The organism is Duganella sp. Root1480D1, from assembly GCF_001427305.1.
Taxonomy (GTDB): Bacteria; Pseudomonadota; Gammaproteobacteria; order Burkholderiales; family Burkholderiaceae_D; genus Rugamonas.
On the sequence record NZ_LMFZ01000045.1, the window covers coordinates 77970 to 103451 of the forward strand.

Here is a 25482-nt window from a genome sequence, read left to right on the forward strand (position 1 = left end):
TACGCCGTGGTCCTCTGGATTATATGGGCGGGTTTCCAGTATGGCTGGCGAACCCGTCCGAACTTTGAGGCCTGTCAAGAACCGATCAGGATTTGCGGCGGCGCAGGGCTGCCGACATGGCCAGCATGCCTGCAGCGAGCACTGCCAGTGAAGCGGGTTCTGGCAGTTCCTGTTGCAGGGCGTTGGCCAGGGTGTTGTGCTGGATCGTGATCTGGTAACTGGTGCCTGCCGTCAGCAAAGGCGACACCATGGACAGCGGCGTCCCGGGAACCGTTGCAAAGTTGTATGTCAGGAGGCCCGGCATGCCGTCGGTGCGGCTGCGCACGCTGAGCGCGTTTAATTGGGGCGGTGCGAAGGCAAAGACCGTACCCTGGGTAGTCAGGTCGATGATGTTGATGGACCACGACAAGCGCGCATTAGCATTGGCGTCCGGCCCCGATCCGTTCGACACAAACGCCTGGGTGTATGCCGCAGCGTCGAACGACACGGTCATGGTGTCCGCAGCGCCGAGGGTGAACCTGAAGGTGGTCGAGGTCCCGACGTCGGAATTACCCGAAGCAATTGCGTTCAAGGCGGTCGAGGCATCGGCGCGCGTGCGGGCATGGGCCCCGGCGGGGTTGCCGTTGATGCTGATCGAGGCACCGGTCAGGTCCTGGTCGGCATAGCCGAAGGTGCCGGGAACGGGCGGCGGATTGGCAAACTTGGTGAAGTCGTTGTCGGCCAGACCGGGACATGGGGCGCCCTGGCATTGATGCAGCACGTTTGGTGTGCCGATCAGGATGGGGATCGACGACGTTCCGTTGGCAAAGACCTGGTTCAGCGACGCCGTTGCGTGCGCGTCGTTGGTGCCCTGGAGGATCGTGAAGTCCGCCGTGCTGTAGGCGGTACCGCTCGAATGAAGCAGCCGGAAGTTGTTGATATCGAGGATGGCCGAGGCGAACGTCGAGGCCTGGGCCGGTGCGCTGGCAATGCCTGCCGCCAACAGGGCTGCAGTTGCCAGTAAAGATTTGCGGAAGGTAATCATAGCGTGGATCTCCCGATTGGATTGCGGCAGGGTTGCCGGCATGGTCGTATCAGCAGCATCCATGCCAGGCACCGGTGCCCCGCCGGCCGAGCGCCGTGAAAAGAAATCCGACGCGAGCGGAACCTTATGCCAGGCCCGGCGTCCAAGCCGTATTCCGATAGGAGGACGCACCGTGGACGACGACACCATTGTTTCCCTGTTGATAGACGAAAACGCGACCAGTGAGCAGCCGCTGCAGGCGATAGACCAGCAACTATTCCATATCCGGCTTGCCAACTCGGCCGGCAAGCGTGAGGCGGCCAGTGTGCTGCTGCAAAAGATGTATGGCTGGCGCGGCTATGAGGTGGACCCCAACGCGCCTCACCAACCGAACCGCATCACACTGGCCGCCGACAGCCTGGGCGAAACTGTCGCCACCATGTCGCTGTGCCTGGACGACCCCGTCATTGGGCTGCCGGCTGATGAAAACTTTAGCGACATCTTGTCTGCCCTGCGTGCCCAAGGGCGTCAGCTGTGCGAGCCGGCGCGCCTGGCGATCGACCGCAATGTCAATATGCGGGTGTTTGCGGCGCTGATTCACATTTCATACGTGTATGCCCACAACCTGCATGGGTGCACTGATTACGTTATCGAAGTCAATCCGCGCCACGTCAGGTTTTACAAGCGCATGCTGGGCTTCCACGATGCGGCTCCCGAACGGCATTGCAGCCGCGTTGGAGCGCCCGCCGTCCTGCTGCGGCTCGACCTGTCGCACATGACAGAGCAGATCCGGCTGTATGGCGGGCGCATGGAAACGGTACCGAACGAACGTTCCTTCTATCCCTTCTTTTTCTCGCCGCAAGACGAGGTCGGCATCACGGTGCGCTTGCGCGAGGGGAGGGACTGAGATGGCCAAGTTCGAAGCTGCATTACAGGCCTGGCGCTTGTTGCTTGGCCCCGCCCGCGTACTGACCGCGCCCGACCAGCTCGCAGCGTACATGGCCAGCACTGCGGCCAGTCCTGTGGCGCCGCTGGCGGTACTGCGCCCGCTCTCGCATGGGGAAGTAGTGGCGGTGGTACGCAGTGCCGGCGAATTTGACATTCCGCTGTATCCGCTAAGTACCGGCCGCAACTGGGGCTATGGCGACGCCAACCCATGCGGCCCGGGCCAGGTCATCGTGGACCTGGGCGGAATGAATCGCATCCTCCATCTCGAGCGGGACCTTGCCTATGCCGTCATCGAGCCTGGCGTCACGCAGGCCCAGCTTGCGGGCCACCTGGCCGAGAAGCAGCTGCCCTTGTGGATGGATTGCACTGGCGCAGGGCCGGACACCAGCCTGGTCGGAAATATCCTGGAGCGCGGTTTCGGGCATACGCCGTATGGCAACCGCATGCTGCACATCGCCGGCATGCGCATTGTGTTGGCCAACGGCGATACGCTGGAGACCGGATTCGCCCATTTCGCCCACGCCAGCGCGGCCCACCTTTACCCCTATGGCGTCGGGCCCTGGCTGGACGGCTTGTTTACGCAATCGAACTTCGGCATCGTTACCAGCCTCGGCTTCTGGTTGATGCCACAAACTGAAGTGGTAAGCCACATGGTTGCGAGCGTCGCCACTTTCGATGGCATCGCAGCGGTGGTGGATGCGCTCAGGCCGCTACGCATGGATGGCACCTTGTCCAGTGTGGTGCATATCGGGAATGACTTGCGGGTCCTGTCGGGCGGGATGGTGTTCCCATCTGCACTGGCGCCGCAGGGACCGCCGTTGCCGCCCCATTTGCGCGCCGAGCTTTGCCGCAATGCTGGGATCGGCGCCTGGACTGTGTCTGCCGCGCTTTACGGCCGTCCGGCCCAGGTCGCCGACGCCCGCCGCGCCATGCGTGCGGCAATCGGACGCCTTGCCACGCTGCGCTTTATCGACGAACGGGGGCTGGCTCTTGGCAGCCTGGCCGCCCGCCTGATGGGGCAAGGCAGGCTTGGAGCAAGGCTGTCCGCGCAAGTTGAGCTCGGCCGCTCCTTGCTGAACATGAATCGGGGCATTCCCGACGGCCGCTTCCTTGCGGGTGCCTACTGGCGCCGGCGCGGTGGTTTGCCACCGGGCTTCCCTCGCGGCGCCAACCCGGCGCGTGATGGCTGTGGAATGATGTGGCTGGCACCGGTGCTGCCGATGCGCGGCGCCGACCTGCTGCAGGTGCACGCGCTGGTGGAGCCGGTGTTTGCCACACATGGCTTCGACCTGTTCGAAACCTTCAGCATGATCAACGAGCGTGCGCTGGGAGGCGTGCTGACCATCTGCTTTGACCAGGAGGATGCAGCAGAAGTCGCCCGCGCCAGGCTCTGTTACGACGCCGCGTTCGCCCGGCTCATGGCCGCAGGCTACATTCCCTACCGCGTGGGCCCGCAATCGATGAAGGCGCTGGACAGCGGCCACGATAGCTACTGGAGTACAGTGGCCCGCATCAAGGCCGCACTCGATCCGCAGCACATCATCGCACCGGGCCGCTATCAGCCCCGTTGACGGCGCCGACGCATCCAGAGCAGCATCGCCGCGCCGATCGGCAGCAGCATGCCGGTGCCAGGCTGGCCCAGCGATACCTGGGCGATGACGGGGTCCGACAGGCGGGCGGCCCAGCCATTTTGCCCGATGGCGGTCAGGGCCAGGATGCTGGTCATCGTATTGGTGCCGTAGAAATCGGCGCCCGCCTGTTGCATCCCGTTGCTGAAATAGCCGCAAGCGGGACCTCCAGCACAACGCGCCAGGTAGCTGCCAAAGCCTGAGGATGGCGAAGTGACGCCGCTCAGTTGCTGGTAGAACGTAGCCGGTGTTCCGCCTGGTGAGGCGGCCGCCAGCCCGGGCACGAATTCCCAGCGCATCAACAGGGCGCCATCGGTAATGCCGCCGAGGCGGTTGAAGCCCTGGCGTTGCGAAGCCTTGAGGCCGCCAATGCCAAAGCCGGGATTGGTTCCGCCGTTTAGCTTATCGAGATAGAAATCGAGGTGGATTTTGCCGTCGCATCCAAAAGCGAGATGCGTGCAGCCCGTACCGACTACCTGGTGCGCCGATGCGCCGGCCACGGGGAGCACTGCGGCGTCGGCTGCGCCGTACATCATGAAGGAAATACTCTGGTTGTCCTGCCCGCTGCGCCACAGCTGGTTGGCGGGGTTGCCCAGTTCGTGGATGCTGGTCATATAGCCAGCGCCGAAACTTGCTTCGCGCAGGCCTGGCGCGCCACTGGTATCGCCGCTGCGGGCCAGGTAGCCACTGAACTTGATTTCAACGGCGCCGCCCGAATGCAGCGCAAATGGTGCGAGCGGGGTTGCCGCGGCCGGTGCGGCGATTGCCATGGCGCAAAGCCAGGCGACGCCCTTGTTAAGTACGCTCTTGAACATGGTGTGCTCCCAATGGTGGATATGGCCCATGTTGCAAGGAGCGCGCCAGCGCCGGCGCAGGGGCCGGCCGGCAGTTGCGTAAAGGGGGCCGACACTCTAGAGCTTGGCCAGCAAGCCTTCGACCTCGGCACGGCGCGCAAAACCTTGCACGGCCAGCAGCTGTTCACATTGGCTGCGTGCAGCCCGCTTGTCGCCGCTGCGGAACAGTGCATGGGCATAATGCAGGCGAATATCGGCTGCCGCAGGGGCGGTTTCCAGCGCCTTCTTCAACAAGGGCAGGGCACGTGCCGGCTTGCCGTTCTCGGCCAGGATCCAGGCCAGCGTATCGGCCACGGCCGGGTTGCCAGGCGCCAGCCGATAGGCGCGCTCGGCCGGCCGCAACGCGTCGCCGTCCCTGCTTTGCAACAGCGCCCACGCCAGGTCGTTCAAGGCCAGCACATTGTCGGGATCCCCCTGCAGGATGGCCTCGTATTCGCGCCGGGCAGCGGCAAATTTAGCTTGCTGCAGCAAGTGGCTCGCGTAGTACAGCCTGGTAGGCTGGTCGGAGGGATGCTCACCCAGCCAGTCGCGCACGCGCTGGTCGGCCGCCTCGGCCTTGCCAGCTGCAAGCAGGGCACGGTGCAGGGCAATCAATACCGGGCCGCTGTGTTGCAGGCCATATGCCCGTTCATACTGCGCCACGGCGTCGGCTGCCTTGCCTTCCTCCAGCAGGGCATCGCCTTCGAGCTTGAAGCCGATGGCGGCAGCAGGCCGGCGCTGCTGCACCGTGCGCGCCAGCTTGCGGGCATCGTCGAAGGCGCGGCCATCCAGCAACAGCGCGCTGGCAAGCACCAGGGCGTCTTCCCGACCGGGGTCGAGCGTGATGGCCTTGCGCGCCGCCTGCAAGGCGGGGACCGTCTGGTTCAGCGTGAGCGCCGTTCGCGCAATGCGCAGCTGGACATCGGGCTCAAGAGGCAGGAGCACCGCCAGCTTCTGCAAGCTGTCGAGGGCCAGGGCATGTTGGCCAACGGCCGATGCGGCCTGCGCCAGCAAGTCCATGGTGGCTGGCTCATTCGGGCGCACCGCTTGCAGGCGCTGCGCTTGCTGAAGTGCCTTGCCGGCCTGGCCATTACGCAAATAGAGCGCCGTAAGCGATTGCACGGGAGCGATCGCATCCGGCGCCGCAACGGCAGCCCGTTCCAGCCAGCCGATCGCAGCCGGGATGTTGCCTTGCCTCCCTTCCAGTTTGGCCAGCGCCATCATCAATGGCAGGCTGCCGCGCTTGCGCTCCAGCGCGCCCTGGTAGCGTTGGCGTGCTTGCGGCACCTTCTTTTCCAGCCAATCCAGTTCGGCCAGGTTGTCGAGCGCAGGCATGTGGCTCGGATCGAGTTCCAGCGCGCGCGAAAAGGCTTGGCGTGCGCCGGCCAGGTCTCCGCTTGCCAGGAGTACGCCGCCCTTGAGGTTTTGCACCGAGGGGTTATCCCCCAGCGCTTCCATTTGCCGCACCTGTTGCATGGCCTTGCTGAAGTTGCGGTTGCGCAGGTAGGTCATCACCAGCAAGGAGCCGGCACGGGACGCTGCCGCACCTTCCTTCTTTGTGGCCCGTTCCAGGGCCTCGACCGCACGTGCATCCTCGCCCTGGCTAAGCAAACCCAGGCCATTGGCGGCCAGCAGGCTGCCCGACTCGGGAGCCAGGCTGCTGGCCTTGCCGAACCATCGGGCGGCCAGTTCATGTTTCCCGGCGCGCATTGCCGCTTCTCCACCCAGTGCCAGCAAGTCGATTTCCTGCGGATTTTCTGCAATGGCGGGTTCCAGCAGCAGCAAGGCATCCTGCGGCTTTCCTTCGCGCAGGTCGCATTGCGCCTGCAGCCGCAGCGCAAAAGGTTCTTTCGGCTGCGACTGGCGATAGCGCAGGATATGGGCGCGGGCCTGCGAAGTGGCACCCGTATCGAGCTCTACGGAGGCGGCCAACAGCAAGCTGGGAAGATGCTCCGGTGCAGCGCGCAACACCATTTGGGCACGTTCGAGGGCTGCTTTCTGTTTGCCTTCGGCCAGGTCCAGCAAGCCTTGGGCATACTGGATGACCAGGCTGGAGGGCTGGATCCTGCGCGCGGCCTCGAGCTGCTGCCTGGCCATTTCCGGTTTGCCTTCCAGCAGGTGAACGGCCGCAATGTCGGCATACGCTTGCACATTGCTTTTCTCCTGCCCGAGGATGGCGCGGTAAGCGGCAAGTGCCCCGTCCAGGTCGCCACGAAGGCGCAGCAGGTCGCCCCTGAAGCGCAGGGTATCGGTATTGTGCGGCTGGGCCGCCAGGGCCTGTTCCACCGACTCGGCGGCGGCGCTGGGATCGTTGCGCAACAAGGCAAGCCGCGCTTGGCCCAGGTGCGCTTCGACCAGCCTGGCGTCCTGCTGCAGCGCCTGCGTGTAAAGCTGGCCGGCGGCCTCCACCTTCCCAAGTCCGAGCATGGCATGGCCGCGCCAGGCGAGAATGGTTGGGTTTAACGGCTCCGCATGCAGTTCGTCCAGGACGCCCTGGTAGGAGGCTTGGGCCAGCATGGCTTTGACCAGCCGCGGCAGCAGTTCCTGCCGCGGCTGGCCGAGGGCCAGTGCACGGCGCAGCTCTTTTTCAGCCGAGACTGCATCGCCCAGTGCCAGGTGCAGCTCGCCGAGCATGCGCCGCGCGGCGGCATGGCCCGGTTCCTGTTGCAACAGATTCTTGAGATGGATGACGGCAGCCCGGTCCTCGCCGCTATTGTGAGCGTTTCGCGCATCGGCCAGCACGTCCGCCACTGGCTTGATGCGCTGGCAGGCGACCAGGGCGGCCAGAGTCATTCCTGCTGCAATGGTAATCAGACGAGACATGACAAACTCCCAGGCTGGTGGAGTTACCAGCGTAGGGAGCTCTCAAATCTGCTTGTTGATCGCGCTCAAGAAAGAGTGCGATCCCGGGTGGGGTTTATTTGGCGCGCGGCTGGTGGGTGAGCTGAACGTAAAGCGGCCAGCTTTGCGTGCCGTCGGCATTGGCCATGGTCGCGCTGGATCGATAACGGGTAGACAGGTAGTCAACCGACACGGCATCGCCGGCGAGGGCGGCCTTTTCCAGCAGGCGCATGGCCTCCTTGTGCTTTGCAGCATCCTGGCTGTACAGCAGGCCCAATTCACGGGCTGCAACAGGGGAACCCTGCTCGGCCCATTCGCGCAGCCGGCGCTCGGCGGCCGCGCCACCATGCTCGGCCAGTTTCTTTGCCACAGCTTCGACAACGGGGGCCGGCGGCTCGACCTCGTCCTTGACTTGGCAGGCAATTAACATGCCGACCATGACAAGGGTGGATGTCACAATAACTCCCGCCTTGTTGAATAGTTCCATATTTCTTGTTTATCCCCGAACGGATGGCATTATATCAATTAATTGCCCTACGTCAAGTTACGGGCAACTTTCAGGATTTTATGAAATGCGAGACGAAACAGGCGCACGCCTCGCAAGAGTGCCAAACTTATAAGTGTTTCCGATCATAACATGCGGGTATTGCGCCGCACAAAAAAGGCTGGGGTAACAGATGTAACTAAATGCTAGCGGACGGCTGCGCGCCCGGAATGCTGGTCGAGCCATGCCCCCGCATGGTCATGCACAAGCTTCAGTTCACCCTCGAGCGCGGTGAAAAGTAGTGGGATTTCAACAATCCGGCCTTCTTGCAAGGCCAGCTCAAGTGCGAGTGAGGCGGCAACAAAGCGTTTTGCCCCCAGATTGCCAATCGAACCACGCAGGTTGTGCAGGATGCGGCGCGCTTCCATGAATTTGGCGTCGCGAATCGCTTCCCCGGCCAGGTTGAGCGGCTCCACCCCGGGTCCAATGCCATCGCGGACGATCTTGACCACCGTTTTCAGGGCTTTTTCATCCTGTCCCATGTATTGCAGCAGTTTGTCGACACAAAAGACTGCCTCATCCGGCGCACTTGCATAAGTCATAAACGAAGTCTCCGTTATACGCGGAACGTCCAATGGCGTCCCATCGCACTTTCGACCGCCTGCAAGCCGAAGCGTTCGGCGGCCCTGGTATGTTTCTGGATCAGGTAGTACATATCGCTCAAAGCCGAGCGCTGCTCGGCAAAATACGTGTGGCCGATGAAGCCGGTATCTACCGTGCTGGCGTCAATTGTTTCGACGCCCTTCGCCACCAGCAGACCGGGCCCGCTTTCGCCGGCACGGGCATAGCCGTGAACGGCTTTGGAAGCATGCAGGGCGCTGTCCTCGGACGAAGCATACAAAGTCAGCGGGTTGGGCACGGCCGCCAAGGCCGGCAACAACTGCTGGCGGAACACATCTGAATCGATATCAGGTGCTGCCAATATTACTTCCCGGATGCGGCTTGCCAGGTCTGGCCGGGCGGCGACGACACTGGCCGTGGCCTGGGCCAGCGCCCGGTTGCCCATGCTGTGGGCGAGCAGGTAGACGTTGTCGGCGTCCGACTGCTGCAGGACGTCGGCCAGGAAAGCAGCAAGGTCGGCCTGGGTCCATTCGACATTGGCTTCATCCAATATATATCCTGAAAGCTTGCCTTGCGAGGGCCAACTATAAAAAATTGGGGCGCCGTGGAAGCCCAGATCGTAAGCCAGCTGGCCGGTGCGGCGGGCCGCATCCTCGAACGTGGTGCGGTAGCCGTGAATGAAAAGCAGGGCGCTGCGTGTGCCGCCGGCAGCGATCGACTGCCGCAGGTCGGCAAAGTAGCTGTCGCGCTCAGTCAAGTCGGCGGAAAGCAACACGACATGCTGTTCAGGATCCTGGCGGAACTCCATGCGCAGCAATGAGGGCGATTCCATTTCGCCCATGCGATGGTCGCGCGGGATGCTGACTTCGCAGCTTCCGTAACGCAACTGTCCGCGCGTGCTGCCAAACAGCCGGGCAGGGTGGCGGTCGCCGCTCATTTCGCGGTCGGTGGCGAAATACACTTTCATGACCGCGTGGTCCGGGGCGCCATCCAGCTTGGCAGTAACCGAGGTATGGGCGCTGCGACGGCGCTCGACCTCATCGATGAGGTTGCGCGCCGCGGCACGCAAATAGCGGTCCCCGGCCAGGCCGGCCGAAGCCAGGGCATCGCTCAATGCAAACTGGCGCGATCGCGAACCGGGATCTTCTTCTACATCGGCAATGGCATCGGCGACCGAAGGGGACTGGGCCGCCAGGCGCGACTTCAGCATCTGATAGGCAGCACTGATGCCGCCTTCGCCGGCACCTGCCGTCACTGCTGTCGTAATGACGTCCATGCACTTCTCCTGGCTGATTAATGCATATCTGACCACACACACAAGGCCAAGTCCAGCGCCGCGTGAAGCTAGCGCTCGGGGGCCAGTTCAAGCCGGTTGATGCGGGCCGCCTTGTTGAAATCGACGGCGATACGCAGTGCTTGCGGCTGGCATTTCGCACGGTACACGTAAAGCCGGTCCTCCCCATTTACGTTTCGCGAAAGCAGTTCAAGCGCGAAGGGGCGGCTGCAGCCTTTCATCAGGGCAGGCAATCCCGGCACGGCAAGGTAACTCGTGCCGCGCTCTGTGAAGCGCTCGGGCGCCGGCTTGCCATCGGCAACGCCTTCCAGCACTTCGATCACCTGGGCCGTGACATCGGGCTCGACGTCGGGAATGGCGGCAGCCGACCCGATACAGCAGAGGCTTGAGAAAAATAACAAAGTGTTCAATTTCACTGACGACTCCTTCTAACGTTGCGTGCGCGGTCTTGACTCAATTCTTTTGCGCTTTTAATCAGAATTCCCTTTAAAACAGCGAACTTTTAGTAGTTATACTCGCCGATCACGCTGTTGAGTGCCAAGCCCGGCGGGGCTCGTTGTTCATCCAAAAAAATACATCTATAACTGCTTCAGGAGAGAATTACAACATGCGCTACACAACCCGTACCACCATTGCTTCCATGGTCATGCTGGCATGCGCCGGCCTGGCCCAAGCCGGCGAAAAAACCGTCGACAACCTGACCGTCTTCACCAATACCAAGGCCGCTTCCGCAGAAGGCGTGCTGAAGGTTAACGCTGCCCGCTTCGGCCTGCCTGCGAACCTGAACAACCTGGTGCTGGTGGACGTCAAGGAATCCCTGACCGGCAAGCACTATTACTATCAGCAAATGCTGCGCGGCCTGCCAGTAGATCGCGCCCTGATCATCGTTTCGATCGGCAAGAACGGTGACCTGCAGAAGATCTTCAACGAAACCCGCCACATCTCGGCCAAAGCCGATGCGGATGCAGTGAACCAACTGTACAACAAAGCCCAGATCAGCGACGACGAAGCGCTGGACAAAGGCTGGAAGAACATGAAGGTCCAGCACAACCTGGTGAACGTGCCTTCTTCCACCCTGGTTTGGGTACCGACCAAGAATGGCGTGCAATTGGCGCGCAAGGTCAATATCGAAGCGGAAATGCCAACCGGCGGTTTCGTGCAATACCTGAATGCCCACGACGGCAGCCTGATCGATTCCTATACCACCTCGCTGCCACGCACCAACAAGGGTGGCGAACGCAGCCTGGCAGCACGCGCTGCAGCGCCTGGCCAGACCCTGGACCGCAAGGCCGCTACCGAAGCCGCCAAAGCCAGCTCCAGCGTAACCTCCCTGAAGGCGAGCACCACGCCGACCGTGATGGCAGCTTCCGGCATCAACGGCAGCGGCTACGCTTTCGATCCTGATCCACGCACCGTGCTGAACACCGATGCGCTGACCGACACCTCGGCCGCTTCCGCCTTCGACGCTGCGTATTCGACCAAAACCCTGCGCGACCTGACCGTGACCGGCGGCGTCTATTCGCTGACCGGCCCTTACGTCAACATCAAGAACATCGAGTCCCCGAATACTGCGCCAAGCACCACCACCAACGGCGTATGGACTGCCAAGCGCGGCAATAACGCCTTCGACGACACCAACGTCTACTTCCACCTCGACCAGAGCCAGCGCTACATGCAGTCGCTGGGCTTCACCGGCACCAAGTCCATCCTGAATCGTTCGATGGACGTGGATACCGACGGCGTCAATGGCGACGACAACTCGCACTTCAGCGGCACCGGCGCCAGCGGCTACCTGGCCTTCGGCCATGGCTGCGTGAACGACAGCGAAGACGCCGACGTGATCCTGCACGAATACGGCCACGGCATCCAGGCCAGCATCAATTCCAGCTGGTCGGGTGGCGACACTGGCGCCATGGGTGAAGGTTTTGGCGACTACTGGGCGGCTTCGTACTCCTACAGCACCCCGAACGGCCAGGTGTACCATCCTGAGTGGGCCTTCAGCTGGGACGGCCACGGTTCGTGCTGGGCTGGCCGCATGCTGAACCGCACCGACGCCAAGTACAACAGCAGCAAGAGCTACGGCGCCCACACCTCGGTCACTGAAAACGGCGTAAGCTTCCAGTCCGACGAACTGTGGTCGGCACCGCTGTACTCTTCGATGGTGTCCCTGATCGCTGCCGGCAAGCCACGCGCCAACATCGACAAGATCATCCTGGAAGCGCACTTCGGCCTCGGCTCGAACATCAAGATGCCAGCCATGGCAACTGCCATCGTGAACGCTGCCAAGACCCTGTTCCCATCGGACCTGACCTACGCCAACACCTTCCAGGCCAAGTTCGAAGCGCAGAACATCCTGAGCGGTGGCGCCTGCACGCCAGTGAACATCTCTGAAACGGAAAGCAATAACACCATTGCTACCGCCAACCCGATCACGGCATCGTGCACCACGGCCAGCGCCAACATGAGCGCCAGCACCGACGCTGACTACTTCGCGATCACCGTTCCAGCAGGCAAGACCCTGACCGCCACCATGACCCCGAATGCCACCTCGGACTACGACCTGAAGCTGTACAGCAGCGCAGGTACCGAACTGGCATCGAGCGTGAAAGGCACCGGCCAGGCCGATGTCGTAACGCGCGCCAACACGGGCTCGACTGCTGTAACGTGGTATGCCAAGGTGTACTACTACTCGGGTGGCACTGGCTCGACCAGCGGCACCTACACCTTGAAAGCCTCCTGGTAATTTAAAGAGCGCTCCCCCGCGCTAACACCGCCTGGCCCGCAAGGGCCGGCGGTTTTTTTTCGTTTGGATCGCTTACAATTGGTTTCGCTGAGTCCGTTAAGAGACCAACCATGCAAACTGATCTGGGCAAGTTCATCCTTGAAGAGGCTCCCGGCGGAATCATTGCCACGGACGGCCACGATACCGTGATCTTCTGGACCAAGGGCGCAACGGAAATCTATGGCTACAGTGCGGAAGAGGCCCGCGGCCACCGCCTGGCGGAACTGATCGGCATGCCGGGCCACCCGGTGCGGCAGGAATTCGGCGCCGACTTCGAGTACCTGCGCCGCCGCAAGGATGGCCAGGCCGTGTATGTCGGGGCTGCCTGCAAGGCGGTTTTCACCGCGCAGGGCGAAGTCGAGTACATCATCCACAGCCAGAACGACATTACCGACGCCAAAGCCTTGCGCGATGCGCGGCAGGTCGAGTCGCGCTACCGCGGCCTGCTCGAATCAATGCCCGACGCCATCGTGATGGCCAACTCCACTGGCCGCATTGTGCTCGTGAATAGCCAGGCCGAACGCCTGTTCGGCTTCGAGCCGCGCGAACTGCTGGGAAAACCGGTCGAAGTATTGCTGCCGGATCGCTTCCGCGGCGGCCATGTTTCCCACCGTGCCCAATATTTCGCGCAACCGCGCACCCGTACCATGGGGGCAGGCCTGGAGTTGTATGGCTTGCGCAAGGACGGGCTGGAATTCCCCGTCGAAATCAGCCTTAGCATGATCCAGATGGAAGAGGGCGCTATCGTGATGAGCGCGATCCGCGATATCGGCGACCGCAAGAAAGCCGAGCAGAAGTTCCGCGGCTTGCTGGAATCGGCACCCGACCCGATGGTAATTGTCAATGCGCGCGGCGAGATCGTGCTGGTCAATACCCAGACCGAGCAACTGTTCGGCTACCAGCGCCAGGAGTTGCTGGGCAAACCGATTGAAATCCTGATCCCGGCCCGCTTTGCCGGGCGCCATCCTGCGGCGCGCAGCAGTTTTTTCGACAAGGCCCAACCGCGCGCCATGGGCGCCGGGACCGATCTCTACGCAATGCGGCGCGATGGCTCGGAATTCCCGGTGGAGATCAGCCTCAGCCCATTGAAAACCGAGGACGAGTTACTGGTTTCGAGCGCCATCCGCGACATCAGCGGGCGGCGCCAGATCGAACGCAAGCTGCTGGAGCAAAAGCTTGAGCTCGAGCAAGCCAGCAAGGCCAAGGACCGTTTCCTCGCCAGCATGTCGCATGAATTGCGCACCCCGCTGAATGCCATCCTCGGCTTTGGCCAGTTGCTGCATAACGAAAAACTGCCGCTGTCGCAACAGCAGCGCTACGCCTTTGCCGGCAATATCGTGCAGGCGGGCCAGCACCTGCTGCACCTGATCAATGAAACGCTGGACCTGGCCAAGATCGAGGTTGGCGCCGTCACGCTCTCGCTTGAGCCGGTGGCGCTGGACGACCTGCTCCATGAGGCCAGAAAGATGATCGAGGCGATGGCCGACGCGCGCCAAGTCACCGTCTACCTGTCCGAACCGCGTGGCCTTTGCGTGAAGGCTGACCGCATCCGCTTGCGGCAAATCGTGCTGAACTTGCTGACCAATGCAGTCAAGTACAACAGCAAAGGCGGGCACGTCTGGGTGGCGTCCGGACAGGCCGATGCAGGGCGCGCCTGGCTGGCGGTGCGCGATGACGGGCCTGGGCTCAGCGGAGAACAGATGGCCGGCCTGTTCCAGCCCTTTAACCGGCTGGGCCAGGAGGGCGGCTCGGAAGAAGGCAGCGGCATCGGCCTCGTGCTCAGCAAGCGTTTGGCCGAGTTGATGAACGCGACTATCAGCGTCACCAGTTCGGTCGGGCAGGGCAGTACCTTTTCGGTCGAGCTGGATGCGACGGAACCGCAACGGTTGCCGCGTCTGGATGGCCAGGAGGGTTTGCCGCCGCCGGCAGGGGCGCGCGACCATCACAACAAGCCCTTGCTGCTGTATGTCGAGGACAATCCCGCCAACTTGAAGCTGGTGGAAGAAATCGTCAAGCTGCACCTCGACCTTGAGCTATTGTCGGCAACCGACGGCAACACCGGAGTCGCCATGGCGCGCGAATACCTGCCAAATGTGATATTGATGGACATGAACCTGCCCGGCATCAGCGGCCGTGAGGCCCAGCGCCGCCTGCGCCAGGATGTGGCAACGCGCGAGATCCCGATCATTGCGCTGTCCGCCAATGCCATGCCACTTGATGTAGAGGCCGCGCTGGAGGCCGGCTTCTTCCGCTACCTGACCAAGCCGTTGGACATCAACGACTTCCTGCAAGTGGTAGGCGAAGCGCTGGAACAGTTGCGTTAGAAACAGGTTTCACGTGTAACGAGGTCTGGAGTGAAAATCAATATTGCAGCCTTGCTAGCAGTCGGCGCGCTGTCAGGGGAACCGAAAATGCTGGAAGTGACATTCACCGTCAAGGAAGCGGCCGGGCATCCCGTGTTGCACATCGTCCTGGCCAACCATACAGCCCACGCCGTGAAGGTGTTGCACGCACTGGCGACTGAGGAGGAGATGTACGGCAAGCTGTTCGAGTTGCGCGATGCAGCCACGGGCGAGCTCCTCGAGTATCAGGGCATCATGGTCAAGCGCGGCCCCCTGACCGAAGAGGATTACCTGGCCATGAAACCGGGCGCGCAGCGCAGCAACAAGATCGACCTGGCGCCCGCTTACGGCTTCAGGCAAGGCCGTCACGCGTATACCATCAGCTACGCCGGGCACTACCTCATGGATGGGAAAGAAATACCGCTCACCGTTGGACCGGTACGCTTCGAGCATACCGGCAGGTGAGCGGCAAGGGGTAGCTTATGGCAGGGCCGGGGTGTTCTCGCCGAAATATTCGTGCGAGTCGGCGTTGTCGATTGCCTTGCTCGGATCGCTGATCGCCAGGCTGGCGGCGCCGGATTGGCCATAGACCCAGTCATCAGTGCCCGCCACCACATTGAAGTGGCTCATTTCGTGCACCAGGGTGCCGCCTTTGGAGTCGGTGCCGGACATTGGGGCGCTCCAGAAAGCCTTGCAGACATAGATCTTGTAAGGCTGGGTTGGATAGACATAGGCGTAGTAGGTCTTCTTGCAGCCGCAGTCCACGGTGATCGGCTTGGTAGCAAAGGCATCTTTCAGCGCCACGAAGTGCGATTTCACGGTGGAGTATCGGCCGGAATTGTAGCTGCCGAACCATTTGGTGTAGCGGGTGCCCGTCTTGTTGGCGCCGAGATAGGCGTCACCGTCGTTCGCCATGCCCTGTGCCGTCGACACGGCAGTGGTGATGTCGGCCTGTTGCGAAGTCGTGCACTTGCTGAAGGACAGGCCAGCCGCGCTAGGGAATGGCTGTTCCGGTGCCTTGGCGACGGTGCCGCGCGGCAAGGTGCCTTCGATCGACACGCTCAGGGCCGGCGACTCCAGGGTATCCGGCTGTTTTTTGTCGACCGCTTTGCCGACCGGATCCACGTTGCTGAACAGCTTAGCCGACTTGGTGCTGTAGCGGATGCTGTAGTCGCCCGAGATGCTCATGTTGTACATCTGGGACAATTCGACGGTGACCTTGTGCGATTTGCCTGGCTGGATCACGTAATAGTCCGCCGCAGTTGGCGCCGGGCGCTTGACGTGCATGCCTTCATACGGCACCTTGGCGCCATCGCGGGTCACGTCAAACAGGGATTCTTCGATTTCGCCGAACGGGGTATGCCACTTCAGGACGTATTGCGACACCGATGAAGTATTGGTCAGGGTGACGTGAACCACCACGTCGTCGCGCGGGCCCAGTGCGCGCTTGTCCATGCTGATGCTGGCTGTCAGGCCATCGGCCGCGTAGGCGCCCAGGCTGAAGGAAGCTGCGAGTGCGAAAGCGCCAAGGTGTTTCAAGTTCATTCGTCTCTCCGTCCGGTTGTGGTTGGGGTGTCCCAATCTTGACGGGGAGAGTGCGGCAATTCAATCGAAATCATTAACGTGTCGCTATTTCAACAACGGTTCCGTTACAGCCTGAACAAGCGACTCGGAAATTGTCCAATCCGGGACAGTTGTAACAGGCTCACACCTGGCTTTGCCGCCGGATGGCCATCAGGATGCCGCACCCGATGCCCAGCGTGACCAGTGCCGTGCCACCATAACTGAAGAAGGGAAGCGGCACCCCGACCACCGGCACCACACCGCTCACCATGCCAATATTGATGAAGGCATAGGTGAACAAGATCATGGTGATGGCGCCACCCAGCAAGCGCGAGAACGGCGTCACCGCGCCAGCGGAAATCTGCAGCCCGCGCCAGATCAGCAAGGTGTACATCACCAGCAGCGCGATGCCGCCGAACAGGCCGAATTCTTCGGCGAACACCGAGAAAATGAAATCGGTGGAGCGCTCGGGAATGAAGCCGAGGTGGCCCTGTGTGCCGTCCATCCAGCCGCGCCCCGCCATGCCCCCGGAACCGATGGCAATCTTGGCCTGGGTGATCTGGAAGCCTTTGCCTGCAGGGTCGGCGTCAGGATTGAGGAAGGTCAGCACACGCTGCCGCTGGAAGTCATGCAGCAGTTGCCACACTAGCGGCACCGCGGCCAATCCGCTTGCCGCCAATGCAGCCAGCGCTTTCCAAGACAAGCCAGCCAGTACGATGACATAAAAGCCCGCTGCCAGCACCAGCATCGCGGTGCCGAAATCGGGCTGCTTGGCAATCAGGCCGACTGGGATCGCCAACAGCACCGCAGCTGCAAGGAAGACCTGCCAGCCCTTGGCGCCATCGAAGCGATGGAAGTACCAGGCCAGCATCATCGGCATCGCAATTTTCATCATCTCCGAAGGCTGGAAGTCGTGCCCGAGATTGAGCCAGCGCGTCGAGCCTTTCTTGGTCACGCCGAACAGGAACACTGCGACCAGCAATGCCACGCCTATCGAATACAGCGTCAATGCATGCCGCATCAGCATGGGCGGCGGAATGTTCGCAACGGTCCACATCAGGCCCAAGGCCATCAGCACGTTGCGCAGTTGCAGCTCGAAGCGGCCAGGGAAGTCGGCCGAAGCGGAGTACAAGGTGACCAAGCCTGTCGCCAGCAACAGGGCGAGGATGGCAGCCAATGGCGCGTCGACAGCCAGCACCGGCCGCAGGCGGCGCCACAGCGGGGTAGCAGAATTCATTGGAAAGCCTGCAGCCAGATCATGCGGCCTGCGAGGACGGCAAAGCCTAAGAGGGAGATCGCGCCAAGCGTCGCAAGCCGGCGGCGGAATTGTTTTTGATTATTGTTCATGGCCGAAATTATAAGGCCAGGGCTAGCGCTCCCGCACGTAATTTCCGGGTGCTTCGCATAACCACGGATAGTCGGGATGCGCTTCCTTGGCCGGGCTGCGCCACTCCCCGCAGCGGCTGTGCAGCCAGGCGGTCCAGTCCTGCCACCAGGAGCCGGGGTGCGGCGTTTGCACCGCCAGCCAGTCCTTGGGATCGCGGCCTGCAATCAGGGGCGCCGACCAGAATTGCTGTTTGGCGTTGGCGCCAGGTGGATTGATGATGCCCAGTATATGGCCGGAGGCCGTCAGCACATAGTGCACGGGCGCGCCCACCAGCGCTGCGCTGCGATAGGTGCTGCGCCATGGCGTGATATGGTCAGCCACCGCGCCGACAGCATACAAGGGTTGGCGGATGCGGCCCAGGTCAAGCTTCTGGCCGCGGATCTCGAGCGCATCGGCCTGTGCCAGCTTGTTAGCCTGGTAAAGTTCCCGCAAGCAGAAGCTGTGGGTGGCGCGCGGCTGGCGCGTGCCGTCCGCGTTCCAGGCCAGGGGCGCCAGGGCAGGTGCCGGTTCTCCGAGCAGGTACTTGTGCACCACGTAGCGCCAGATCTGCGTATTCGGGCGCAGCATGCGGAAACTCCAGCCGATTTGCTGCGAATCGAGAAAGCCCTGGCGCGCCATCAGGTTGTCCAGTAATGCCACGCTTTCGTCATTGATGAAGCTGGCAATGTCGCCGGGCTTGGAAAAATCCGTGAGCGTCGCCAGCAAGGTCCAGTGTGCGACCGGGATATCGCGCGCCGCGCGGTGGCGGCGGTTCAACCATGCCATCAGCGCCGACAGGGCGGTGCCGCCGATGCAGTATCCGACCGCATGCACTTGCGGCGCCCCGGCGATGGTACGCGCAGCTTCAATTGCCGCCAGGATGCCTTCGAACAGGTGATCCTCGAAGCTGACGTCCTGCATATTCGCGCGCGGGTTCTTCCAGCTGATGACAAAGACGTCAAAACCCTGCTCCACCAGGTGCCGTACCATGCTTTGTTGGGCGGTGAGGTCGAGGATATAGTATTTGTTGATCCAGGGCGGCACCAGGACCAGGGGCATCGCGCGTATTTCGACCCGCACCGGGGTGTACTGGATCAGCTCCATCAACTGGTTGCGCATCACCACGCGGCCGGGAGTCGCCGCCAGGTCGCGACCTAGCTGGAACTGGGCCGGATCCACCATGCGCAGGTCGCCGGCCAGCAGGTCGCGCAGCCATTCCTCGAAGCCATGCTTCAGGCTTGCGCCGCCGCTGTCGAAGGCGCGGCGCAAGACTTGCGGATTGGTCAGGGCGAAGTTGCTGGGCGCAATGGCGTTGCACCAGTGGCGCAACCAGAAAGCGGCGCTATGGGCCTGGCTTTCTTCCACACCTGGCGTGTCGTAGACCTGGCGCTCGAGCGTGCGCGTGAAGCCCAGGTATTGCTGCATCAAGCCGTGAAAGAAAGGGTTGTCGCGCCAGGCCTCGTCGCTGAAGCGGTCATCGCCTTCGGCGGCTTCCGCCAGGGGCGCAGGCATGCCGGTGGCCCAGGCGACCGTGGCAAGTTCCTGCCACGCCCGGGCCATCTCCAAGGGATGTGCCAGCCATGCGGCGGCGACATTGGAAAACGGATTTGGCATGCCGGCCAGTATAGACCTAATGGGCCATCAGGACAGGAAGCGTCATGCTTTGCAATACGGTGCGCGAGGTCCCGCCCAGCATGATTTCGCGGAAGCGGCTATGACCGTAGCAGCCCATGACCAGCAAATCGGCATCGGTATCGGCAGCGAAAGAGAGCAGGGCGGAGCCAACGTCGATCGAAGTCACTTGCGAGGAAACTTCAACCTTGATGCCATGGCGCGCAAGGTACAGCGCCATATCGGCGCCTGGTTCGCTGCCGTGCCTGTCCGGTTCGCGCCCGGCATTGAACACCGCCAGTGTCACCCTGGCAGCGTGCTCCATCAGCGGAATGGCAGCCGTCACGGCGCGGGTGGCCTCCATGCTGCCGTCCCAGGCCACCAGCACGCGCTGGAAGGGCGCCTCATAGTGGCCGGCATAGGGCACCACCAGGACCGGCCGCGCGCTGTTCATCGCGACATATTCCGGTGTTTCTTCTTCCAACGGCGAAACCGGACCGTCAGGATTCACTTGTCCCAGCACGACCAGGTCGCCGTAGCGCGATTGCAGTACCAGGCCATCTGCCGCCTGGTCATCGAGCAGGCGCGATTCGAAAGAGGGCAGGTCAAGCATCTGGCATTGGGTTTCAAACCGCCGCAAGTTGGCGCGGGCGTTCTCGCGTGCTTCGTCGATGCATTGGGCAGCCATGCTGACGCCCATTGTCGTGGCGTGGTCGGCATACAGGAGGCGGGAAATGCCGCTCATTGCAGCCCCCACCAGGCGGCCCTTCGACATGCGCACGATCTGCGCCGCGAGCCGCACCCGGCGCTCGGTTTCGGCAGAACTATTGACGTGCACTACGACAGTCTTGAACCCCATGGCAGCCTCCAAGGTGGATAGATGGGAAAAAGTCTAGGCTTTGGCGCAATCCAGCGGCATGATCTGGGTCAATTTCAATCTAATCCAGTAACTTGCATTAGCAAGTGTTGACAATTAGATGAGAATGGTTATCATTTGCGTTTTCATGTAAAAGCCAGCTCGTCGCCAGCTAATAATCGTTTATTTAGCTGAGGTAGCGATGGATAAGAAGAAGTTGGTGGTTCTGCTCGGGTTGGCATTTCCCTTGGCGGCGTTAGCGGAAGAAGCTGCGCTGATGCCGCAAATTCAGGTCACCGCGCAAAAACTGGATTCCTATACGACAGACCGCAGCCGCACCGCGACGCCGCTGAACATGTCGCTGCGCGACACGCCGCAATCGGTGTCCGTGGTGACCCAGCAGCGGATTGAAGACCAGGCGCTCCAGACCGTGACTGACGTCGTCAACAATGTGACCGGAATCTCGGTCAACCAGTACGAGACCCATCGCGCCGGCTTTACCGCCCGCGGCTTCGATATCGACAACCTGCAGATCGACGGCGTGCCGACCACCTGGGACCAGCCCTGGAGTTCCGGTGAAGTAGTTGGCAGCCTGGCTATTTACGACCGTGTGGAAGTGGTACGCGGCGCCACCGGCCTGATGACTGGCGCCGGCAATCCATCGGCCGCCATCAACCTGGTGCGCAAGCGCGCGGCCAGCAAGCAATGGACCGGCAGCGCGGAGATCGGCATCGGCCGCTGGAATGAGCGCCGCGGCATGGTGGATGTTTCGACCGGCGTGAATGCCAGCGGTAGCGTGCGTGCCCGCGTGGTCGGAGAGGTCCAGCGCTCCGATAGCTGGGTCGACCTCCTGAAAAGCAAGAGCCAGACTTTCTACGGCACCGTGGAAGCGGACCTGGCGCCAGGCACCGTGCTATCGGCAGGCTACAGCCGCCAGAAAAACGATCCGGAAGGGCCTATGTGGGGGGGCTTGCCATACTGGTACACGGACGGCAGCAAAACCAACTGGGATGTATCGAAGACCTCCGCTGCCGGCTGGACCCGCTGGGAGACTGAATACGAAAACGCCTTCGCCAACCTTGAACATGGCTTCGACAACGGATGGAAATTGCGCGCCAGCTTGAGCCAGGGCGACCGCAAGGCCGATTCCGCGCTGCTTTACCTGTCCGGCGTGCCTGACCGCGCGACTGGCCTGGGCGTCGGCGCTTTCGCCGGCTCTTACATCACCCACACCAGGCAGGACGACTTCAGCCTGCACGCCAGCGGCCCATTCGAATTCGCGGGCCGCAAGCACGAAGCGGCAATCGGCTATATGCACTCGAAGCAGAAGTTCAATGCTGACAGCCGCGCCGCCGATTACGCTGGTGGCTATCCGCTCGTGGGCGACTTCAACCACTGGAACGGTGCCACCTATCCCGAGCCGGCATGGGGCGCTCCGACGTTTTACGAAAGCAGCGTGACCAAACAGGAGGCGCTGTACGGCGCTGCGCGCTTCTCGCTGAGCGGCCCTTTGAAAGCAATTATCGGCGCACGCCTCACCAACTACGACAAGACCGGCGTCGGCGCCTGGAGCCCGGCCTACCAGTTGAAGCACGATCACGAACTGACGCCATATGCCGGCGTGGTGTATGACATCAGCGAAAACCTGTCGGCCTACGCCAGCTACACCGATATCTTCCAGCCTCAAAACCGCAAGGACCTGGCGGGGAATATCCTCGACCCGGTAGTCGGCAAGAGCTACGAAACTGGCGTCAAAGGGGAATTCCTGGACGGCCGCGTGAATGCCTCGCTTGCCGTCTTCAAGCTCAAGCAGGACAAGCTCGCGCAGGAAGCAGGGCTGGTTGACCGTGACGGCACCGGTCCACTGGCACCGGAAGCCTACTATCGCGCAGCAAATGGGGCCAAGAGCGATGGCTTTGAGTTCGAGCTCTCGGGCGAACTGGCACGCGGGTGGAACGCCACCGCCGGTTATTCGCAATTCAAGGCGAGGGACGCTTCCGGCGCCGACATCAATAGCGTCTACCCACGCAAGCTGTTCCGCGTCTTCACCACGTATCGCCTGGATGCGCTGACCGTTGGCGGCGGTGTGAACTGGGAAAGCCGCACTTACACGCTGGACCCGGCCGCGCCGGCCGGCACCACTGGCCTGATCGAACAGGACTCCTTCGCCTTGGCCAGCCTGATGGCGCGCTACGAGATCACCAGGCAGCTGTCGGCACAGGTCAACGTGAACAACCTGTTCGACAAGAAGCACTTTGGCATGTTCGCGGCCTATGGCGCTATTACCTATGCGGCACCGCGCAGCATATCGGCAAACTTGAAGTACCGTTTCTGATTCGAGGCCGACATGCGCGCAACCTGGACTCTGGTCCACCGCTACCTTGGCCTGCTCACGGCGGGCTTCCTGTTCATCAGTGGCCTGACTGGCGCTGTGATCTCATGGGATCATGAACTGGATGACCTGCTTAACCCGCACCTGATGGAAGCGCATACGCCTGGCCAGCCGCAGGCGCCGCTGGAGCTGGCGCGCCAGATCGGGCAACGTCATCCTGAAGCAACAGTTTCCTACATCCCACTGCATGCCGGGACGGGGAAAGCGCTCGGTTTCGGCGTGGATGCAACGGGCTTCAACCAGGTATTTGTCGATCCGGTCAGCGGCGCTGAACTGGGCAAGCGTGAGTGGGGCGCCGTCTGGCCGATCAGCAAGGAGACCCTGGTGTCCTTCCTCTATCGGTTGCATTACTCGCTGCATATCCCCGAAATGTGGGGCATAGACCGCTGGGGCATCTGGCTGATGGGCGTGATCGCCGTGATATGGATGGTGGACAGCTTCGTCGGCTTCTACCTGACGTTACCGGTGCGTGCTCGCGCGCCCGCAGCACGTAGTTGGTGGCAGCGTTGGAAGCCAGCCTGGAAAGTGCGCTGGGGTGGCGGCAGCGCCAAGCTCAATTTCGACTTGCATCGGGCCTTCAGCCTGTGGACGTGGGGACTCCTGTTCATCCTGGCATTCACCGCGTTTTCGCTCAACTTGTACCGCGAAGTCTTTTATCCGGTCATGACGGCGGTCTCGAAAGTGACGCCTACGCCTTTCGATACCCGCGTGCCAAGGGACTTGGGAAATCCTATTCTGGCGCAGGTAGGTTTTGAAAAAGTGCTTCAGCAGGCCGCTCGGGAAGCTCAGCGCCGTGATTGGAAGGAGCCGGCTGGAAGTGTCTTCTATTCGCAGGCCTACGGCATTTATGGCGTGAGCTTCTTCAAGCCGGGCGATGATCATGGCGCCGGCGGCGTCGGGCCGGCGGTATTGTATTTTGACGGCATCGACGGCCGCCTGCTGGGCGACCGCCAGCCCTGGAAAGGTACAGCAGCCGATATTTTCGTGCAGGCGCAATTCCCGCTGCATTCCGGCCGCATCCTGGGGCTGCCAGGCCGCATCCTGATTTCAGTGATGGGAATCGTGGTCGCGATGCTGAGCGTCACCGGCGTGGTGATCTGGTGGCGAAAACGCTCTTCGAGGGAAAGGGCGGCGGCAACGCAAAGGACTGCGGTGCAGCCGGCCCTGTGAGCAGGTCAGTGCCGCCGGGTTCGGCGGCGCATGGTGGCCAGCGCCAACAAGCCTAGCCCGAATACAGCAATGCTTGCCGGCTCCGGCACGACCTGTATCGCACCGCCGGTGGCCGCGAACAGGTAATCCAGGTAGCTGTGCAGGACGATGCCGCCGAAGTAGGTGCCAAAAGCCCCGCCAACCAGGCCGTCCGGTGTGCCGCCAAAGGTGTTGGTCGCGATCAGCATCAACTCGCCATATTGTTCGATGAAGGACGGACCGCCCGAATCGCCTCCGCCAATGCCCGATTCGCGGTTGTTCGGCAATTGTGCCGAGCATGCGAGACCCCATTCGCAGAACGTATCATGTCCGTTGCCGTCGAAATCGGCATACCAGACTTCTTTGTCGCCGGTGAAGCCTTTTTCGTCATCGGCATCGAGCAGGTCGACGATGTTTTCGCCAGTGCGCTTGACGCGGAAATCGGGGCTGATTGTATAACCGTTGATGCCGTCGCCGGAAGTGCCGTAGCCTGCCATGATGATGCGGGTGTTCGATTGCAACTGCTGGCCAGCCAGTTTGTAAATCTTGGCGGAGGCCGGTGCGTCTTGCCCCAGGGTGATCACGGCCAGGTCATCATTCACGCAGAAGCCCGCAACGCCAGCCGGGCAATTGCCGAAGCCAGCATAATTCGGGTTCATCTGTACATTGCTTGCCGTGACGACGGCGCGGCCCGGATCGCCCGGGGTGGACGAGGCATTGAATACGACGCGCACGTCGTTGCCCGGTTTGTTGAGGTCGATCAGGCTGCCTTTCCCGTTGGTGTCCACGCAATGGCCAGCCGATACCACCTGGCGTTTGCCGACCAGTGCACCGGAACAGATGTAACTCAGCCCGTCATAGCGGATATTGATGCTGACCACCCCAGAGAAGGGAGATGCGGCATTATTCGGATCCACATGGGCCGCAGGCGTATCGGGCAGGGCGCCCGAGGTTATCAATGGTGTGATGGTGCCATTCGGTACCGCCTGCGCCGTCCCGCTGATGGCAGCGATTGCCAGCACCATGCCGAGCAGTCGTTTCGCAATGTGTTGTTGCACGTCATTTCCTCCCGAGATTATTGCTCAGTGAATCAATACGTCGGGAAAACGTTTAGCAATAAACGGGCCCGTAAAGCAAGCTGCTTTACTTTCAGTCACTTGCCGTGCAGGCTCATCATCGCATTTGAGGAAATGTAAAGCTTTCCGACATTGCATTGCAAATTGATACACAGGGGGGGGGGAATCACTGGCGTGCAGCCAGCCGGCGCCTGGCTGCCACCAGTGCATCGGTGATGGAGCCGATGCTGAACGGCTTGACGATGAAACCCATGGCTCCGCGCGTGACGGCCGACTGGACCACGCTTTGGTCATTATGTCCCGATACCACAATGATGAAAGCATCCGGAGAGTGGGCCTTGATTTGGGAAAGGAGTTCCAGGCCGTCGCCATCCGGCAGGCCGAGGTCCAGCAGCACGATGTCGGGCGACAGCTGCATGCAGCGTGCCAGCCCCGCCTGTGCGGTAGCGGCCTCGCCCAGTACCGCCAATTCAGCTTCGCTCGCCCCCAGTCGCATCATCGACCGCATCATTGCGTTGTCGTCGATGATGAAGACACTCTTCGGCTGTTGCTTGTGAAACGGAGCGATGGTAGCGGAATGCATGGTGCGCCCTCTGTGCCTTAACTGTTGGCACGGGCAGGCTAACACCATACTGCGCCGGGCGGCGCGCGTAT

General features: G+C 61.8%; 20 protein-coding genes. 7 read left to right on the top strand and 13 right to left on the bottom strand.

Annotated elements, in window-relative coordinates; genetic code table 11:
- Positions 1-85 precede the first annotated feature (85 nt).
- On the bottom strand, positions 86-1087 hold the full coding sequence (locus tag ASD58_RS23315; RefSeq protein ID WP_057263622.1) for an EDSAP-1 family PEP-CTERM protein: 1002 nt from the start codon (positions 1085-1087) through the stop codon (positions 86-88).
- Here ASD58_RS23315 and ASD58_RS23320 point away from each other — a divergent pair.
- Both ASD58_RS23320 and ASD58_RS23325 read left to right on the top strand, forming a co-directional pair.
- Entirely contained in the window at positions 1086-1910 is an 825-nt protein-coding gene (locus ASD58_RS23320) for a long-chain N-acyl amino acid synthase (RefSeq protein WP_162253051.1), read from the top strand. The two genes, ASD58_RS23315 and ASD58_RS23320, sit on opposite strands and share 2 nt — an antisense overlap.
- A gap of 1 nt (position 1911) precedes the next feature.
- Complete coding sequence (locus ASD58_RS23325) at positions 1912-3522, top strand: FAD-binding oxidoreductase (RefSeq protein WP_057263626.1); 1611 nt, start codon at positions 1912-1914, stop codon at positions 3520-3522.
- On the opposite strand, the gene ASD58_RS23330 is transcribed toward ASD58_RS23325, so the two are convergent.
- From ASD58_RS23330 to ASD58_RS23355, 6 genes are all read right to left on the bottom strand, one after another.
- Positions 3510-4394 (bottom strand): hypothetical protein, encoded by an 885-nt coding sequence (locus ASD58_RS23330; RefSeq protein WP_156401448.1) that lies wholly within the window; start codon positions 4392-4394, stop codon positions 3510-3512. The genes ASD58_RS23325 and ASD58_RS23330 overlap by 13 nt on opposite strands.
- A gap of 96 nt (positions 4395-4490) precedes the next feature.
- Positions 4491-7235, bottom strand: coding sequence for an XrtA/PEP-CTERM system TPR-repeat protein PrsT (gene prsT, locus ASD58_RS23335; RefSeq protein WP_082565628.1), 2745 nt, complete (start codon positions 7233-7235; stop codon positions 4491-4493).
- Positions 7236-7329: 94 nt separating this feature from the next.
- Positions 7330-7710 carry a hypothetical protein gene (locus ASD58_RS23340; RefSeq protein WP_200951671.1) on the bottom strand — a complete coding sequence of 127 codons (381 nt, stop codon included), beginning with the start codon at positions 7708-7710 and terminating at the stop codon, positions 7330-7332.
- Positions 7711-7943: 233 nt separating this feature from the next.
- Positions 7944-8339: an Hpt domain-containing protein gene (locus ASD58_RS23345; RefSeq protein ID WP_057263632.1), complete on the bottom strand. Its 396-nt coding sequence runs from the start codon at positions 8337-8339 to the stop codon at positions 7944-7946.
- Between the two features lie 14 nt (positions 8340-8353).
- Complete coding sequence (locus ASD58_RS30790; protein WP_082565629.1) at positions 8354-9634, bottom strand: alpha/beta hydrolase; 1281 nt, start codon at positions 9632-9634, stop codon at positions 8354-8356.
- A 68-nt stretch (positions 9635-9702) separates the two neighbouring features.
- The gene (locus ASD58_RS23355) at positions 9703-10068 is read right to left on the bottom strand and encodes a hypothetical protein (RefSeq protein ID WP_057263634.1); all 366 of its coding nucleotides are present in this window, start codon (positions 10066-10068) and stop codon (positions 9703-9705) included.
- 191 nt (positions 10069-10259) lie between these two features.
- Between ASD58_RS23355 and ASD58_RS23360 the strand changes: the two genes are divergently transcribed.
- The 3 genes from ASD58_RS23360 (at position 10260) to ASD58_RS23370 (ending at position 15241) form a co-directional block, all read left to right on the top strand.
- Positions 10260-12395: a hypothetical protein gene (locus tag ASD58_RS23360; RefSeq protein ID WP_057263636.1), complete on the top strand. Its 2136-nt coding sequence runs from the start codon at positions 10260-10262 to the stop codon at positions 12393-12395.
- A 110-nt stretch (positions 12396-12505) separates the two neighbouring features.
- Entirely contained in the window at positions 12506-14758 is a 2253-nt protein-coding gene (locus ASD58_RS23365; RefSeq protein ID WP_162253052.1) for a PAS domain S-box protein, read from the top strand.
- Between the two features lie 30 nt (positions 14759-14788).
- The gene (locus ASD58_RS23370; protein ID WP_057263638.1) at positions 14789-15241 is read left to right on the top strand and encodes a hypothetical protein; all 453 of its coding nucleotides are present in this window, start codon (positions 14789-14791) and stop codon (positions 15239-15241) included.
- A gap of 15 nt (positions 15242-15256) precedes the next feature.
- Here the strand turns inward: ASD58_RS23370 and ASD58_RS23375 are convergent, their stop codons facing one another.
- The 4 genes from ASD58_RS23375 to ASD58_RS23390 form a co-directional block, all read right to left on the bottom strand.
- A complete protein-coding gene (locus tag ASD58_RS23375; protein ID WP_057263640.1) occupies positions 15257-16321 on the bottom strand; it encodes a M35 family metallo-endopeptidase in 1065 nt (354 codons plus the stop codon).
- A gap of 160 nt (positions 16322-16481) precedes the next feature.
- Positions 16482-17576, bottom strand: coding sequence for a rod shape-determining protein RodA (gene rodA / locus ASD58_RS23380; protein WP_057263642.1), 1095 nt, complete (start codon positions 17574-17576; stop codon positions 16482-16484).
- A gap of 132 nt (positions 17577-17708) precedes the next feature.
- Positions 17709-19319, bottom strand: a complete 1611-nt coding sequence (locus ASD58_RS23385; RefSeq protein WP_057263644.1) for an alpha/beta hydrolase — start codon at positions 19317-19319, stop codon at positions 17709-17711.
- A gap of 16 nt (positions 19320-19335) precedes the next feature.
- A complete protein-coding gene (locus ASD58_RS23390; RefSeq protein ID WP_057263645.1) occupies positions 19336-20175 on the bottom strand; it encodes a universal stress protein in 840 nt (279 codons plus the stop codon).
- A gap of 199 nt (positions 20176-20374) precedes the next feature.
- Between ASD58_RS23390 and ASD58_RS23395 the strand changes: the two genes are divergently transcribed.
- Positions 20375-22507, top strand: a complete 2133-nt coding sequence (locus ASD58_RS23395) for a TonB-dependent siderophore receptor (protein WP_057263647.1) — start codon at positions 20375-20377, stop codon at positions 22505-22507.
- Positions 22508-22519: 12 nt separating this feature from the next.
- The gene (locus tag ASD58_RS23400; protein ID WP_057263650.1) at positions 22520-23734 is read left to right on the top strand and encodes a PepSY domain-containing protein; all 1215 of its coding nucleotides are present in this window, start codon (positions 22520-22522) and stop codon (positions 23732-23734) included.
- 5 nt (positions 23735-23739) lie between these two features.
- Here the strand turns inward: ASD58_RS23400 and ASD58_RS23405 are convergent, their stop codons facing one another.
- Positions 23740-24810, bottom strand: a complete 1071-nt coding sequence (locus ASD58_RS23405; protein WP_156401449.1) for a trypsin-like serine protease — start codon at positions 24808-24810, stop codon at positions 23740-23742.
- 184 nt (positions 24811-24994) lie between these two features.
- Positions 24995-25411, bottom strand: coding sequence for a response regulator transcription factor (locus ASD58_RS23410; RefSeq protein ID WP_057263653.1), 417 nt, complete (start codon positions 25409-25411; stop codon positions 24995-24997).
- Positions 25412-25482: the final 71 nt, after the last annotated feature.

Excerpts from the sequence above, each read along its gene's own strand:
- ASD58_RS23320 (WP_162253051.1), top strand. The coding sequence starts at position 1,086 with ATGCCAGGCACCGGTGCCCCGCCGGCCGAGCGCCGTGAAAAGAAATCC.
- ASD58_RS23315 (WP_057263622.1), bottom strand. The coding sequence starts at position 1,087 with ATGGATGCTGCTGATACGACCATGCCGGCAACCCTGCCGCAATCCAAT.
- ASD58_RS23325 (WP_057263626.1), top strand. The coding sequence starts at position 1,912 with ATGGCCAAGTTCGAAGCTGCATTACAGGCCTGGCGCTTGTTGCTTGGC.
- ASD58_RS23330 (WP_156401448.1), bottom strand. The coding sequence starts at position 4,394 with ATGTTCAAGAGCGTACTTAACAAGGGCGTCGCCTGGCTTTGCGCCATG.
- prsT (WP_082565628.1), bottom strand. The coding sequence starts at position 7,235 with ATGTCTCGTCTGATTACCATTGCAGCAGGAATGACTCTGGCCGCCCTG.
- ASD58_RS23345 (WP_057263632.1), bottom strand. The coding sequence starts at position 8,339 with ATGACTTATGCAAGTGCGCCGGATGAGGCAGTCTTTTGTGTCGACAAA.
- ASD58_RS30790 (WP_082565629.1), bottom strand. The coding sequence starts at position 9,634 with ATGGACGTCATTACGACAGCAGTGACGGCAGGTGCCGGCGAAGGCGGC.
- ASD58_RS23360 (WP_057263636.1), top strand. The coding sequence starts at position 10,260 with ATGCGCTACACAACCCGTACCACCATTGCTTCCATGGTCATGCTGGCA.
- ASD58_RS23365 (WP_162253052.1), top strand. The coding sequence starts at position 12,506 with ATGCAAACTGATCTGGGCAAGTTCATCCTTGAAGAGGCTCCCGGCGGA.
- ASD58_RS23375 (WP_057263640.1), bottom strand. The coding sequence starts at position 16,321 with ATGAACTTGAAACACCTTGGCGCTTTCGCACTCGCAGCTTCCTTCAGC.
- rodA (WP_057263642.1), bottom strand. The coding sequence starts at position 17,576 with ATGAATTCTGCTACCCCGCTGTGGCGCCGCCTGCGGCCGGTGCTGGCT.
- ASD58_RS23385 (WP_057263644.1), bottom strand. The coding sequence starts at position 19,319 with ATGCCAAATCCGTTTTCCAATGTCGCCGCCGCATGGCTGGCACATCCC.
- ASD58_RS23390 (WP_057263645.1), bottom strand. The coding sequence starts at position 20,175 with ATGGGGTTCAAGACTGTCGTAGTGCACGTCAATAGTTCTGCCGAAACC.
- ASD58_RS23395 (WP_057263647.1), top strand. The coding sequence starts at position 20,375 with ATGGATAAGAAGAAGTTGGTGGTTCTGCTCGGGTTGGCATTTCCCTTG.
- ASD58_RS23400 (WP_057263650.1), top strand. The coding sequence starts at position 22,520 with ATGCGCGCAACCTGGACTCTGGTCCACCGCTACCTTGGCCTGCTCACG.
- ASD58_RS23410 (WP_057263653.1), bottom strand. The coding sequence starts at position 25,411 with ATGCATTCCGCTACCATCGCTCCGTTTCACAAGCAACAGCCGAAGAGT.